This is a genomic window from Paracoccus broussonetiae (genome assembly GCF_031854425.1).
GTDB classification, from domain to species: Bacteria; Pseudomonadota; Alphaproteobacteria; order Rhodobacterales; family Rhodobacteraceae; genus Paracoccus; species Paracoccus broussonetiae.
Map to the genome: position 1 here is coordinate 80,093 of NZ_JAVRQI010000001.1, position 12,626 is coordinate 92,718.

A 12,626-nucleotide genomic window follows, 5' to 3' on the forward strand; every position below is an offset into this window, starting at 1 on the left:
CCAGTGGGACCGGCCTTTTCCTTTGCCTGCGGCGATGCTGCGGCGGGGATCAGCCCGCCTTCTGCAGATCCTGCGCCAGCGCCGGGATATCGCCCTTGCGCCGCGCCAGCATCGCCGAGATCTCGGCCCGTTCCGAGGCGAGCATGTTCACCCCCTCGATGATGATGTTGAAGTACCGGCTTTGTCCCGACTTGTCCGAGACATGCCATTCGACCTCCATCGGGCTGCGCCCCTTCAGGCGCGCGATCGACGTCACCGCATAGAAGGACTTGACCGGACGCGCGCCCGTCACCTCGATCTTCGAGCCGATGAATTCGTGGAAGCGCTTGCCATACTTGCGCCCGATATAGCCCTGGAACGCCTGTCGATAGGCGGCATATTCCGGGCCCTTCGCCTGACGCGCCGCCGGCCCCAGGGCCGAGCGCGCAATAATGTCGACATCGGCATAGCGGGCAAAGATCGCCTCGAAGTCCTTGTACATCTGCGCCGGCGCCTTGCCGGAATTGATGACGGCATAGACCTCGTCCAGCGACTTCTGGACCAGCGCGCTGGCCTCGGCCGTGTCCAGCGCCCGCGCGGGGGTCGCGGCCATTACCAGCCCGGCCCCCAAAAGGCCCAGGACTCCGCGGCGGGTTTCATTCGGCATAGGGATCAATCTCCTCTCCTTCCTCGCCCAGTTCGTGGCGGCGATGCTGCAACCAGATCAGCCGCGTCTGCGCATAACTATCGGCACTTTCGTGCAGGATGGAATCGACCGAATCCCCAAAGCGCGCGCGCTCACCTGCTTTTGACACCACCCGCGCACCAAGGCCGATCAGCCATTCATCCAGGTTCAGGACCAGGTGCATCGGATCGATGACCAGATCGACGACGCGCCCGGTCGCATCCCGCTCGGTCGAGGGGCCGACCAGGGGCAGTTCCAGATAGGCCCCTTCGGGGACGCCCCAGGCCGCCAGCGTCGCACCGAAATCGGTATCCTGCTCGGGCAGCGCGAAATCGGCAGTGGCGGGATCAAGGAAGCCGGCAAACCCCAGCGTCGAGTTCACCAGAAAGCGGAAGGTCGTCTTCACCGCAGGCTCTGGCTTGCCCTGCAACAGGTGGTTCAGCGCCTTGCCCGGCTCGGCCAGGTTCGAGCCGAAATTCCCCACCGCCTCGACCGCATAGCTGCCGGCACCGCGCGTCTTGTCGTCCGAGGACAGGCCCGACGACAAAGGCTTCACCACGTTGGAATCCAGACCGCGGTTGAATTCATGGACCTTTCGGTTCATCGGTTCATAGGGATCGTTGATGCCATCGGGCCCGGTCGGCGCGCTGCAGGCGGCAAGTCCGGCCGAAGCCGCGGCTGCCAGGATGATCGTGCGCTTCAAAACTATGTTAACCTTCCCTTGATATGGCCCTTCAACCGGGCAATCTTGCGCCCGGCCGCAAGCCGGATCCGTATCCCCGGATTTCGGGATATGCGGTCGGACCAGTCCGGGCAAGTCCGGCGCAACCGATAAGAAGGGAACCGGCATGGCCTTGCCGCCAAGAGCAGAGATCGGCCGCCGCGAGCTGCGGCAGGCACGAGCCGCCTGCTGGCGCCTATATATCTTCGTCGGCATCTTCTCGTTCGCTGTGAACCTGCTGATGCTGACGGGCCCGCTGTTCATGCTGCAGGTCTATGACCGCGTGCTGGCCAGCCGCTCGGTCGAGACACTGACGGCGCTGTTCCTGCTCGTCATGTTCCTGTTCGTGCTGATGGGGCTTCTGGACCTTGCGCGCAGCCGGGTGATGTCCCGCATCTCGGCCCGCTTCCAGGACCTGATCGAGGGGCGGGTCTTCATCGCAGCGCTGCAGGATGGCGCCGCATCGGGGCAGGACGCGGTGACCAAGGGCGGGATGCGCGATCTTGAGGCGCTGCAGCGCCTGATCGCGTCCCCGGTGCTGATGGCGCTGTTCGACCTGCCCTGGGCACCGTTGTTTCTGGCCGCGGTCTACCTGTTCCACCCGGTGCTGGGTGCGGTTGCCACGGTGGGGCTGGTGGTGCTGGTCATCTCGACCCTGCTGAACCAGTGGCTCAGCCGCGATTCGTTACAGAAATCCACGCTCGCCTCGCAGCAGGCGGAACGCATGTCCGACCTGTTCCGGGACGAGGGCGAGCTGATCGGCGCGCTTGGGATGCGCGGGGCGACCTTCCGGCGCTGGCAGGTCTCGCGCGATCAGGCCACCGCCGCGATGATCGAGGGGCAGGACCGTGCCACCGGTTTCGCCGTCTTTTCCCGCACCTTCCGGCTGTTCCTGCAAAGCGCGCTTCTGGCCGCCGGGGCCTGGCTTGTCCTGCGTCAGGCGGTGACGCCCGGCGCGATGATCGCCTCATCGATCCTGATGGGGCGCGCGCTTGCGCCGATCGAGCAGGTCGTGGGTGGCTGGTCGATGGTCCAGCGCGCGCTGGACGGCTGGCAGCGTCTGGGCGACCTGCTGTCGCGTCGCCCCCCGACGCTGCCCAGGACGCCCCTGCCCCGCCCGCAAGGGCGGCTGGAGGTGCGCAACCTGACCGTGGTTCCGCCCGGCCAGACCGCGCCCACGCTGCGCGGCGTCAGCTTCGATCTGGCGCCGGGACAGGCGCTTGGGGTCATCGGCCCCTCGGGCGCGGGAAAATCGACACTGGGGCGCGCCCTGATCGGCGCATGGCCGGTGGCGGCAGGCTCGATCCGGCTCGAGGGGGCGACGCTGGACCAGTACGATCCCGATGTGCTGGGCAGCCTTGTCGGCTATCTTCCCCAGCAGGTCACGCTGTTCGACGGCACGATTGCCGAAAATATCGCACGGCTGTCCTCGACCCCCGATCCCGCGGCGATCGTTGCGGCAGCCACCGCCGCCGCCGCGCATCGCATGATCCTGGACCTGCCGCTGGGCTATGACACCCCGGTCACGCATAGCGGCGGCCGGCTGTCGGGGGGGCAGATGCAGCGCATCGGACTGGCCCGCGCGCTTTACGCCGATCCCGTGGTCTTCGTCCTGGACGAGCCGAACTCGAACCTGGACAACGACGGCTCGGCCGCGCTGAACGCCGCGATCCGCAACATCAAGGCCCGCGGGGGGGCTGTCATCATCATGGCCCACCGGCCCGCCGCGATCACCGAATGCGACCTGCTGCTGATGATGGACCAGGGCTTGCCCCGCGCCTTTGGCCCAAGGGACGAAGTCCTGCGCTCGATGGTGAAGAATGCCGAACAGATCAACCGCACGCAGGGCATGGGCGGAGGGATGACATGAACGACTCCCGCTATCCGGTCGAACGTCCCTCGCCCAAGGCTCCGGCGCCGGTGGCGGTGCCCCCCGCGCGCCCGACATGGTCGGCGCGGGGCCCGATCATCCTGGGACTTGCCGCGCTGGCCCTGCTGGTCGGCGGCTTTGGCACCTGGTCGCTGACCGCCCGCATCGCCGGCGCGGTCGTCGCCTCGGGCCAGGTCGAGGTCGAGCAGCGCCGCCAGATCGTCCAGCACCCCGATGGCGGCGTGGTGGACGAGATCCTGATCCACGATGGCGAACGCGTGGAGGCTGGCCAACCCCTGCTCCGGCTGGATGGCGCCTTGCTGGGGACCGAACTGACCATTGTCGAAAGCCAATATTTCGAGATCCTGTCCCGCAAGGGCAGGCTTGAGGCAGAACGCTCGGACAAGACCCGGATCGATTTCCCCGATGAACTGCTGAAGGCCGCCGTGACCCGTCCCGACCTGACCGGCTTGATGCAGGGACAGGAAAGCCTGTTCCGGGCAAGGCTCGACACGCTCAGCCAGTCGCTGGGCCAGCTTGCCAAGCAATCCGAACAGGTCGGCTCGCAGATCGGGGGGATCGATGCGCAGACCGACGCCCTGAATTTGCAGCGCGATTTCATCTCGCAGGAATTGCGCGACCAGCGCGCCTTGCTGGACAAGGGTCTGGCGCAGGCGCCACGCGTGCTTGCGCTGGAGCGCGAGGCGGCCCGGCTGGACGGGCTTCTGGGCGAGATGACGGCCACCCGCGCGCAGGCGGAAACCCAGTTGGCTGAGATAGATTTGTCGCGGCTGGAGAAATCCGCGACCTATCGCGAGCAGGCGGAAACCGAATTGCGCGAACTGGGCTATCGCGAACTGGAACTGGCCGAACGGCGGCGGTCGCTGGTCGAACAGATCACCCGACTGGAGATTCGCGCCCCGGTTTCGGGCGTGGTGCAGGAATTGCAGGTGACGACGCCGCGCTCGGTCATCCGGCCGGCCGACCCGATCTTGTACATCATCCCGCAGGACCGCCCGCTGGTCGTCGCCGCGCGGGTCGCGACGATCAATGTCGACGAAGTCCATGCGGGCCAGCAGGTCGTGCTGCGCTTTTCGGCCTTTTCATCGCGCACCACCCCCGAAATCGACGGCGTGCTAAGCCATGTCTCGCCCGACACGCTGGTCGATCAGGCGACGCATGTGCCCTATTACCGGGCCGAGGTGACGATCCCGCCGGAACAGATCGCCAAGCTGAAGGGCATGGATCTGGTGCCGGGGATGCCGGTCGAGGTCTATGTCCGGACCGGCGACCGCAGCCCCTTTGCCTATCTGGTAAAGCCGCTCAGCGATTATTTCACCCGCGCCTTCCGGGAAAACTGAAACGGGCGCGGCTGGATCGCCGCGCCCGGAATACCCTTGCACTGCCGCCGGTATCAGACGCCCAGGCACCAGCGCATGACCGCTTTCTGTGCGTGCAGCCGGTTCTCGGCCTCGTCGAAGATGACCGAGTTGGGGCCATCCATCACCGCGCTCGTCACCTCATCATCGCGATGGGCGGGCAGGCAGTGCATGAACAGCGCATCGGGCCGGGCATGGCCCATCAGCTCGCCGTTCACCTGATAGCCGCGCAGCTGGTTATGCCGCCGCTCGCGCGCGGATTGCGGATCGTGCATCGACACCCAGGTATCGGTGACCACAAGATCGGCACCCTCGACCGCTTTGACCGGATCACGCTCGATCACCGCGCGGACGCCCTGCGCGCGGGCGAATTCCAGCGCCTCGGCCTCGGGGTCCAGCGTCGGCGGGCCGGTAAAGGTGAAGTCATAGCCGAATTGCCCGGCCGCATGGATCATCGAGGCGCAGACATTGTTGCCGTCGCCGGACCAGACCACCTTCTTACCCGCGATCGGGCCGCGATGCTCCTCGAAGGTCATGACATCGGCCATGATCTGGCAGGGATGGGTGCGGTTCGTCAGGCCATTGATGACCGGGACGCTGGCATATTCCGCCATTTCCAGCAACGTCGCCTCTTCGAAGGTGCGGATCATGATCAGGTCGACATAGCGCGACAGCACGCGGGCGGTATCGGCGATCGTCTCGCCATGCCCAAGCTGCATCTCCTTGCCAGACAGGACCATGGTCTGTCCGCCCATCTGCCTTACGCCCAGGTCGAAGCTGACGCGGGTCCGGGTCGAGGGCTTTTCGAAGATCAGCGCGACCATGCGGTTCTTCAGCGGCAGGTCGGCATCCGGCGTTCCCTTCGGCTGGCCGGCGCGGGCATCCTTCATCCGGCGGGCAGAGTCGATCATGCCCCGCAGGTCGGCCTTGTCCGTGGTGTGGATGTCAAGGAAACTGTTCATTGTTTCTGTCTTTCGGATTGATCCGGCAAGGAAGCCGCTTTGCCGGCTTTAGGTCAAGGCCCGAGGCCCGTTTCTCGCATTCTGGGACGGACAATCCCTCATCGGAGACGGGTCATGATGCGCGCCTTGCCGCCATCCTCGGTCAGCCGCAGGTCGCCGCCCGAAAAACCGGCTTTTTCATAGGCACGGATCGCGCGATGGTTGTCGGGCTCGGGATCGATGACCAGCGCCCCCGCCTCGGCCAGCAGTCGCCGCGCAAGCTGGTCCAGCCACAGGCCGCCCAGCCCGAATCCCCCCGGCCCGGAAAAGCAGTCGATCGCCAGCGTATCAGCCGGCAGGTCGTGGAAATGCGGCGCGGCCCAATGATGCGCCGGATAGACCTGCGCATAGGCGATGGGAACATCCCCATCCGTCACCAGCCATTGCCGCATGGCGGGTTCGTCCAGATCCTCGGCGATCCCGGCCAACTGGGTTCCGGCCCCGCGCCACCAGCGCGCAACCTGCGGCGCGGCAAGCCAATCCGCCAGCAAGGGCAGATCGGCGCGCGCGACGGGCCGGAAACCGAACCTATCCATCAAGCCTTCCGGCGGCCCGGTCCAGCCGTGCCACCGCCTCGGCGATGTCTTCGTCGCTGATGTTCAGCGGCGGCAGCAGGCGCAGCGTGCCATCCGCGGCCGGAACGGTCAGGATATGTTCGGCATAGCCAGCCTTGACCAGGTCCGAGGGCGCGGCCTTGCATTTCAGGCCCAGCATCAGGCCCTGACCGCGCACCCCTTCGAAGACGTCGGGATGGGCGGCGACCAGCGCCTCGAGCTTCTGGCGGAACAGGCCCGCCTTGCGGTTCACCTCGGCCAAGAATTCGGGCGCAGCGACGATCTCCATCACCCTGGCGCCGACCGCGCAGGCCAGCGGGTTGCCGCCATAGGTCGAACCATGCGTGCCCGCGACCATGCCCGCGGCCGCCTTTTCGGTGGCCAGCACCGCGCCCAGCGGGAAGCCGCCGCCGATGCCCTTGGCGACCATCATGATATCGGGGATGACCCCGGCATATTCATGCGCGAAAAGCTTGCCCGTCCGGCCCATGCCGCATTGAACCTCGTCCAGCACCAGAAGCGCGCCGTTGCGGTCGCAAAGCGCGCGGATCAGGCGCAGGTCCTCGTCCGAAAGCGGCCGGATGCCGCCTTCGCCCTGGATCGGTTCGATCAGCACCGCGGCGGTCCGGTCCGAGATCGCGGCCTCCAGCGCGGACATGTCGCCCCAGGGCAGCTGCCGGAATCCCGGCATCAGCGGGCCGAAGCCCTTGACCATCTTCTCGGACCCCGAGGCAGCGATCGCACCGGTCGAACGGCCGTGGAAGGCGCCTTCGAAGGTCAGGATCTCGAAACGGTCCTCGCCCTGTTCGGCCCAGTACTTGCGGGCCATCTTGATCGCCAGTTCTGCGGCCTCGGTGCCCGAATTGGTGATGAAGACGGTGTCGGCGAAGGTATTCTCGACCAGCAGGTCGGCCAGCCGCTCCTGCTCGGGGATGTGGTACAGGTTCGAGACATGCCAGATCCGCCCCGCCTGCTCGGTCAGGGCCGCGACCAGTTCCGGGTTGGCATGGCCCAGCGCGTTCACCGCGATCCCGGCGCCAAGATCCAAATATCGCGTCCCGTCCGTCGCGATGGCCCAGCTTCCCTCGCCACGTTCAAAGGCAAGATCGGCACGGTTATAGGTCGGCAGGACATGCGAAATCATGGAATGGTCCCTTTGCAGACAGGGGCCGCAAGACGCGGCAACCGGAAAATGACGGAAAGGCAGGCAGGATCGGACGTTGAGCGAATCAACGTCGGGGACGGGCGATATATGCGGTCCGGGCGATCATGGGCCGTCGCATAGCGCGGAAACCGCCCTTGCGCAACGGAATTCACGGCTTCATCCGATAACCCGAACGCAGCCATCGCCAGGCAGTGAACAGAACCAGCGCGACCGTCAAAAGGCAGACGAGCAGGCCGCGCAGCGGCGGTGCGTCCGAAACCCCCGCGATGCCATAGCGTGCCCCGTCGATCAGGTAGAAGATGGGATTCCAATGCGCTAGCGCCCGGAAAGGCTGCGGCAGCGACTGGACCGAATAGAAGGTGCCAGACAGGAAGGACAGCGGCGTTACGATGAAATTCGTGATCGCGGCCATCTGGTCGAATTTCTGCGCGACGATGCCGCCCAGAAGGCCCAGCCCACCCATCAGCGCCGCGCCCAGCAGGATGAAGGCCAGCGCCCAAAGCGGATGCGCGATGCCCTGTTCCAGAAGCAGCGCCATGCCGATCCCGATGGCCAGCGCGACGATCAGCGCGCGCACCAAGGCTCCGGCCAGATATCCGGCCAGAATCTCGCCCGCGGACAAGGGCGGCATCAGGGTGTCGACGATATTTCCCTGCATCTTCGCCGAGATGACGCTGGACGAGGTATTGGCGAAGGCGTTCTGGATCACCGTCATCATCAGGATGCCGGGGCCAAGGAACGCAAGGTAAGGAAGGCCCATCACCTCGCCCCGGTCGCGGCCCAGCGCCAGGGCAAAGACAATGACGAACAGCCCTGCCGTCATCAGTGGCGCGAACACCGTCTGCTGCCAGACATTCATGAATCGCATGATCTCGCGCCGGGCCAGGGTATAAAGGCCCAGCCAGTTCACGCGGCCGAAACGGCGGACCCCCATCTGACGGAAACCGGGGCCTGATGGAATTGGCTGCATCTGCGCTCCTTGAATTTGCGGGCTCGGACGGGTAAATCTGACTATCCCCGGTTTAAGACCGGGCCCCGCGGAATTGAAGCCACTAGCATGAGACAACGCGCCGGAGCGGACGCCCGGCGCAGGAAAGGCAAGCCATGTCCTGGACCGATGAGCGCGTCGAGACGCTGAAACGCATGTGGGCCGAAGGCCAGTCGGCCAGCCAGATCGCCAAAGAACTGGGTGGCGTGACCCGGAACGCCGTGATCGGCAAGGTTCACCGGCTGGGCCTGTCGAACCGCGCCGAAGACGGGGCCGAGATCGCGGCCCCCGCCGCCCCCGTGGCGGAAGCCCGGCCCGCGCCGCAGCCGACCCCGGCCCCCGCCGCTGCGCCCGCAGCCGCGCACCCTGAGCCGGAGCCGCAACCTGCCCCGGCAGCCGCCGCCCCCGCGGCCGAGACGATGCCGACCCCGCAGCCGGTCAATTTCAACCGCCGACCGATCGTCCCCGCTGGCCAGCCGCTGCCGCCCCAGCCCTCGGCCAACGAGATCAGCCCCGAGGCCCTGGCCTCGGTTCGCGAGGTTGAAAAGCGCGCCCGCAAGCTGACCCTGATGGAGCTGACCGAGCGCACCTGCAAATGGCCGATCGGCGACCCCGCGACCGACAAGTTCTGGTTCTGCGGCCTGCCCTCGGCACCCGGCAAGCCCTATTGCGAGGCTCATGTCGGCGTCGCCTTCCAGCCGATGAGCTCGCGCCGCGACCGTCGGCGCTGAACCTTGCCGGACTTTCCCCGGCTGGCGGCGCTGGCCGTGACGCTGGACGGCGCTGCGGACGACCCGCGCGTCCTGCTGGTCCAGCGCCGAAATCCGCCCGATGCGGGCCTCTGGGGTTTTCCCGGGGGCCATGTCGAACCGGCCGAAACCGGGCTTGACGCGGCCGCGCGTGAACTGGCCGAAGAAACCGGCGTGATCGCCCGCCCCCGCCGCTATATCGACAATATCGACGTGATCGAGCACGCGCCCGACGGCACGCTGCGCTTTCACTTCCTGTTGGCGGCGGTGCTGTGCGACTTTGTTTCGGGCGATCCCGTCGCGGCCGATGACGCGCTGGATGCGCGCTGGGTTCCGGTAAAGGATGCGCTGACCGGGGCCCTGCCCCTCAGTGCGGGCGTCTGCGCCACGCTGCGCCGCGCCGTGGCGATGCGGGACGCCTGACGCCGGGGCCGGGCCGGAACTTCCGGCACGGCCCCATCTTGGGAAAAGCGTCAGTCGGGAACGCCGATCATCACGTCCGAGGCCTTGATGACGGCCGCGGCCTTTGCGCCGACCGTCAGTCCAAGCTCTGCCACCGCGTCATTGGTGATCGAGGCAGTGACGATCGTGCCACCGATGTCCAGCCGGACATGGCTGGTCACGGCACCCTTGACGATCTCGGTCACGGTGCCCTCAAGAACGTTGCGCGCGCTGAGTTTCATGGCAATCTCCAATGGTTGATTTCCCCGAATAGCGAAGCCATCGACGCAGCGTCAATCCCGGTCGGAATGTGCGATCCTGTCGGCGCGCGCCCCTCATGAACTTCCTGTCCATGAGGCGCGGGGCCGGCAGGCTGCGCAAGGCGAATTTCGCCTATCCGACCCGCCGCGCCATGCCCAGGGATCGCGGCGCCGTCTCGGCAAATCCGAACTGCTCGTAAAGCCGGTTCGCCGGAACATCCGCAATCAGGCTGACATAGGCCGAGGCGGGAAGCTGGCTGTCGATATGCTCGGTCAGCGCAGCCATGATCGCCTTTCCCAGCCCCCGCCCCTGATGCGCAGGATCGACGGCGATATCCACGACTTGAAAGAAGCAGCCGCCGTCACCGATCAGACGCCCCATGCCGACCGCGTGGCCCGCGTGCTGGACGATCACAGCAAATACCGTCCCCCCAAGTCCCAGTGTCGCCGCCTCGACTGAAAAGGCGCTCAGACCGGCAGCGGCGCGAAGGCGCAGATATTCCTCGACCGTCGGGATGCGGGGCAGGATGTCGTAGCCGGGCGGTGTCATGGCAGTCCTTTTGCGAGCTTCTGGTTGAGGTCTTGTCGACCATTCGGCGGCGCGAAAATCAATCCTCATGCGACAGGAGACAAGGCGGGTGATAGGCTTGCGAAAGTGCCCGAATATCCGCTGGCACCAAGGGGGCGTTCAGTGATCGAACATGGCGGGTCCGCAACCGTTCCGGGCCTCGCGTCCTACATCTGGTTGCTGTCTGGGGGCGTGGCAATGGTGCTGGCGATCGTCTTCCGCGGCAAAGGGGCACGCGTCTCTTTCGCCCTGATGGCGCTTGCCGTTCTGGCAGTCCTGTTCCTGCCCAAGCTGGGTCTTTTTCCGCTGCTTTTTCCCGAGAGAATGGCGCGGGCGAGCATCATCTACGTGGGCCACGACCCTTTGGCGATGATACTCATGGCCCCCGCTCTTCACGCATCGCTCATCACGATCTTGAAGTATTTCGCTGACCGGGGGCCGGCGCTTCGTCGGCTCTTTCGCCTTTGAATGCCTGTCGCGGTCAGGGCCTTTGAACCGGCAGCGCCAACCGGGCCAGCGCCGCGCGCGCTTCCTCGACCCGTTCGGGGACGAGCCTGTAAAAGGCCCAGTTCTTGATCCGCTTCGATGTGACCAAGCCGGCTTTCGACAAGTATTGAAGGTGGTTTGTCACGGTCGGCTGGCTCAGGCCGATCTTGTCGGTGATGAAGCCCACGCAGACCCCGTCCGTCACCAGATCGCCGTCCCGCTGCGCAGGGAAATGGGCCCTTGGATCCGAAAGCCAGTCCAGGATCGTCAGGCGATGCTCGTTCCCCAAGGCACGCAGCAGTTCGGCGGTTGACGAGACATCGGCATCCATATAGTCAATATCCTATATAGTTATTCAGCTATCTTGATGGTGGTAAGTGATGCCGAACGAAAACGAAAGACCGGATCGCCGGGTTTCGGCGCCCGACATCTTGCGGGCCGCGCAGAACATCAGGCCGGTGATCCGCGCGACGCCGCTGGACCGGTCGCTGGAATTGAGTGCCCTTGTCGGCGCCGAGGTCCGGCTGAAGCTGGAAAACCAGCAGGCCACAGGCAGTTTCAAGCTGCGCGGTGCGGCGAATGTCATCGCGCATCTCGATGAACGGGAACGCGCCACCGGGGTCATCGCCCCGACCGCCGGCAATCATGGGCTGGCTCTGGCCCAGGCTGGTCGGGCGGCGGGGGTGCCGGTGACGATCTGCCTGCCCCGCACCGCCGACCCGATGAAGATCGCGGCGATGACTGCGAACGCGGCGCAGATCGAATTCTTCGACGGGATCGAGGAAGCAAGGCAGGCCGCGCTTGCCCAGGCCCATCAGGGTGGCGCGCGGTTCGTGTCCGCCTATGACAATCCTCAGATGATCGCTGGGGGCGGGACTGTCGGGCTGGAGATTCTGACCGACTGGGTCGATGTGCAGGTCATCCTGGTCTGCATCGGTGGAGGCGGCCTTGCCTCGGGCATCGCGACAATCGCAAAGGCGATTAACCCCGATGTCGAGATCTGGGCCATCCAAAGCGAGGTCAGCCCGACTTTCATCCGCTGGACGCAAGCTGGCACGCAGGTGCAGGTCGACCTTGCGCCCTCGATCGCCGAAGGGATCAGCGGCCTCATCGAGCCGGGTACGATGACCTGGCCGCTGGTGCGCGACCGGGTGGACCGCGTCCTGCCCGTGACCGAGGCCGAGATCCGGGAGGCGATGCTTTGGATGCTGGACCATCACCAACAGGTAGTCGAACCCTCGGGCGCAGCGGCGGTGGCCGGGGCAATCCGCTATGCGGACAGTCTTGCCGGGCGCAGGACAGCCGCGGTGGTCACGGGCGGCAATGTCTCGGGCGCGCGGTACCGGGCGCTGCTTTAGGCCTGACCCCCTGCGGTGGGCCAATGCGGGCGAGACCCGAAGGCATTTCCCGGTATTAGGCATCCACCGCAAATCTCAGCAGATAGCCGTCGGGATCCTGGACCAGGAGTTCCCGACAAACTGACCAGCCATCCCCGACGCGATAGCGTTTTTCCGCGACCGGCCGGAACAGCGCCCATCCGGCATTGGCCAGCTTTTCAAGCAGCGGATCAAGACTGTCGACCTGCATCTGGAAATTGATCCCACGGCCAAAGGGCGCCTGCAGGGCCCCCGTCTCCCATTCGCCATTCACGCGGCACAGCATGATCTGGATCGGGCCGCGCTGAAGATAGGCGAACCCCCCCGCCGGCCGTCCATAGGCGATCCGAAAGCCAAGAAGCTGCGCGCGCGGCGCTTTCATTCGCCTTGCATCGCCGCTAGAA

Annotated in this window: 16 protein-coding genes; 6 read left to right on the forward strand and 10 right to left on the reverse strand. The window is 65.9% G+C overall.

Annotation, left to right across the window (positions count from 1 at the left end):
* Positions 1 to 49: 49 nt before the first annotated feature.
* Both RM190_RS00400 and RM190_RS00405 read right to left on the reverse strand, forming a co-directional pair.
* On the reverse strand, positions 50 to 646 hold the full coding sequence (locus tag RM190_RS00400) for an MlaC/ttg2D family ABC transporter substrate-binding protein (RefSeq protein WP_311757406.1): 597 nt from the start codon (positions 644 to 646) through the stop codon (positions 50 to 52).
* Positions 636 to 1,367, reverse strand: coding sequence for an MlaA family lipoprotein (locus RM190_RS00405; protein WP_311757407.1), 732 nt, complete (start codon positions 1,365 to 1,367; stop codon positions 636 to 638). The genes RM190_RS00400 and RM190_RS00405 overlap by 11 nt, the downstream gene beginning before the upstream one ends.
* A gap of 145 nt (positions 1,368 to 1,512) precedes the next feature.
* On the opposite strand from RM190_RS00405, the gene RM190_RS00410 reads away from it, so the two are divergent.
* On the forward strand, positions 1,513 to 3,255 hold the full coding sequence (locus RM190_RS00410) for a type I secretion system permease/ATPase (protein WP_311757408.1): 1,743 nt from the start codon (positions 1,513 to 1,515) through the stop codon (positions 3,253 to 3,255).
* Positions 3,252 to 4,616: an HlyD family type I secretion periplasmic adaptor subunit gene (locus tag RM190_RS00415; RefSeq protein ID WP_311757409.1), complete on the forward strand. Its 1,365-nt coding sequence runs from the start codon at positions 3,252 to 3,254 to the stop codon at positions 4,614 to 4,616. The genes RM190_RS00410 and RM190_RS00415 overlap by 4 nt, the downstream gene beginning before the upstream one ends.
* 53 nt (positions 4,617 to 4,669) lie before the next feature.
* On the opposite strand, the gene argF is transcribed toward RM190_RS00415, so the two are convergent.
* From argF to RM190_RS00435, 4 genes are all read right to left on the reverse strand, one after another.
* On the reverse strand, positions 4,670 to 5,596 hold the full coding sequence (gene argF / locus RM190_RS00420) for an ornithine carbamoyltransferase (protein WP_311757410.1): 927 nt from the start codon (positions 5,594 to 5,596) through the stop codon (positions 4,670 to 4,672).
* Positions 5,597 to 5,694: 98 nt separating this feature from the next.
* Positions 5,695 to 6,171: a GNAT family N-acetyltransferase gene (locus RM190_RS00425; RefSeq protein ID WP_311757411.1), complete on the reverse strand. Its 477-nt coding sequence runs from the start codon at positions 6,169 to 6,171 to the stop codon at positions 5,695 to 5,697.
* Positions 6,164 to 7,333, reverse strand: a complete 1,170-nt coding sequence (locus RM190_RS00430; protein WP_311757412.1) for an aspartate aminotransferase family protein — start codon at positions 7,331 to 7,333, stop codon at positions 6,164 to 6,166. Before RM190_RS00430 ends, RM190_RS00425 begins: the two co-directional genes overlap by 8 nt.
* A 169-nt stretch (positions 7,334 to 7,502) precedes the next feature.
* Positions 7,503 to 8,324 carry an ABC transporter permease gene (locus tag RM190_RS00435; RefSeq protein WP_311757413.1) on the reverse strand — a complete coding sequence of 274 codons (822 nt, stop codon included), beginning with the start codon at positions 8,322 to 8,324 and terminating at the stop codon, positions 7,503 to 7,505.
* 134 nt (positions 8,325 to 8,458) lie between these two features.
* Here RM190_RS00435 and RM190_RS00440 point away from each other — a divergent pair, with 134 nt between their 5' ends.
* The gene (locus RM190_RS00440) at positions 8,459 to 9,073 is read left to right on the forward strand and encodes a GcrA family cell cycle regulator (protein WP_311757414.1); all 615 of its coding nucleotides are present in this window, start codon (positions 8,459 to 8,461) and stop codon (positions 9,071 to 9,073) included.
* 3 nt (positions 9,074 to 9,076) lie between these two features.
* A complete protein-coding gene (locus RM190_RS00445) occupies positions 9,077 to 9,514 on the forward strand; it encodes an NUDIX hydrolase (RefSeq protein ID WP_311757415.1) in 438 nt (145 codons plus the stop codon).
* Between the two features lie 50 nt (positions 9,515 to 9,564).
* Here the strand turns inward: RM190_RS00445 and RM190_RS00450 are convergent, their stop codons facing one another.
* Both RM190_RS00450 and RM190_RS00455 read right to left on the reverse strand, forming a co-directional pair.
* Positions 9,565 to 9,774, reverse strand: a complete 210-nt coding sequence (locus RM190_RS00450; RefSeq protein WP_311757416.1) for a TOBE domain-containing protein — start codon at positions 9,772 to 9,774, stop codon at positions 9,565 to 9,567.
* Positions 9,775 to 9,925: 151 nt separating this feature from the next.
* Positions 9,926 to 10,342: a GNAT family N-acetyltransferase gene (locus RM190_RS00455; protein ID WP_311757417.1), complete on the reverse strand. Its 417-nt coding sequence runs from the start codon at positions 10,340 to 10,342 to the stop codon at positions 9,926 to 9,928.
* Between the two features lie 141 nt (positions 10,343 to 10,483).
* Between RM190_RS00455 and RM190_RS00460 the strand changes: the two genes are divergently transcribed.
* Positions 10,484 to 10,828, forward strand: coding sequence for a hypothetical protein (locus RM190_RS00460; RefSeq protein ID WP_311757418.1), 345 nt, complete (start codon positions 10,484 to 10,486; stop codon positions 10,826 to 10,828).
* Positions 10,829 to 10,841: 13 nt separating this feature from the next.
* On the opposite strand, the gene RM190_RS00465 is transcribed toward RM190_RS00460, so the two are convergent.
* The gene (locus tag RM190_RS00465; protein ID WP_311757419.1) at positions 10,842 to 11,177 is read right to left on the reverse strand and encodes an ArsR/SmtB family transcription factor; all 336 of its coding nucleotides are present in this window, start codon (positions 11,175 to 11,177) and stop codon (positions 10,842 to 10,844) included.
* Between the two features lie 49 nt (positions 11,178 to 11,226).
* Here RM190_RS00465 and RM190_RS00470 point away from each other — a divergent pair, with 49 nt between their 5' ends.
* Positions 11,227 to 12,204 carry a threonine ammonia-lyase gene (locus RM190_RS00470; RefSeq protein ID WP_311757420.1) on the forward strand — a complete coding sequence of 326 codons (978 nt, stop codon included), beginning with the start codon at positions 11,227 to 11,229 and terminating at the stop codon, positions 12,202 to 12,204.
* A gap of 55 nt (positions 12,205 to 12,259) precedes the next feature.
* Here the strand turns inward: RM190_RS00470 and RM190_RS00475 are convergent, their stop codons facing one another.
* Positions 12,260 to 12,604: a bleomycin resistance protein gene (locus tag RM190_RS00475; protein WP_311757421.1), complete on the reverse strand. Its 345-nt coding sequence runs from the start codon at positions 12,602 to 12,604 to the stop codon at positions 12,260 to 12,262.
* Positions 12,605 to 12,626 lie beyond the last annotated feature (22 nt).

Coding starts and splice junctions, on each gene's coding strand:
- RM190_RS00400 (WP_311757406.1), bottom strand. CDS start 646: ATGCCGAATGAAACCCGCCGCGGAGTCCTGGGCCTTTTGGGGGCCGGG.
- RM190_RS00410 (WP_311757408.1), top strand. CDS start 1,513: ATGGCCTTGCCGCCAAGAGCAGAGATCGGCCGCCGCGAGCTGCGGCAG.
- RM190_RS00415 (WP_311757409.1), top strand. CDS start 3,252: ATGAACGACTCCCGCTATCCGGTCGAACGTCCCTCGCCCAAGGCTCCG.
- argF (WP_311757410.1), bottom strand. CDS start 5,596: ATGAACAGTTTCCTTGACATCCACACCACGGACAAGGCCGACCTGCGG.
- RM190_RS00425 (WP_311757411.1), bottom strand. CDS start 6,171: ATGGATAGGTTCGGTTTCCGGCCCGTCGCGCGCGCCGATCTGCCCTTG.
- RM190_RS00430 (WP_311757412.1), bottom strand. CDS start 7,333: ATGATTTCGCATGTCCTGCCGACCTATAACCGTGCCGATCTTGCCTTT.
- RM190_RS00435 (WP_311757413.1), bottom strand. CDS start 8,324: ATGCAGCCAATTCCATCAGGCCCCGGTTTCCGTCAGATGGGGGTCCGC.
- RM190_RS00440 (WP_311757414.1), top strand. CDS start 8,459: ATGTCCTGGACCGATGAGCGCGTCGAGACGCTGAAACGCATGTGGGCC.
- RM190_RS00450 (WP_311757416.1), bottom strand. CDS start 9,774: ATGAAACTCAGCGCGCGCAACGTTCTTGAGGGCACCGTGACCGAGATC.
- RM190_RS00455 (WP_311757417.1), bottom strand. CDS start 10,342: ATGACACCGCCCGGCTACGACATCCTGCCCCGCATCCCGACGGTCGAG.
- RM190_RS00465 (WP_311757419.1), bottom strand. CDS start 11,177: ATGGATGCCGATGTCTCGTCAACCGCCGAACTGCTGCGTGCCTTGGGG.
- RM190_RS00470 (WP_311757420.1), top strand. CDS start 11,227: ATGCCGAACGAAAACGAAAGACCGGATCGCCGGGTTTCGGCGCCCGAC.
- RM190_RS00475 (WP_311757421.1), bottom strand. CDS start 12,604: ATGAAAGCGCCGCGCGCGCAGCTTCTTGGCTTTCGGATCGCCTATGGA.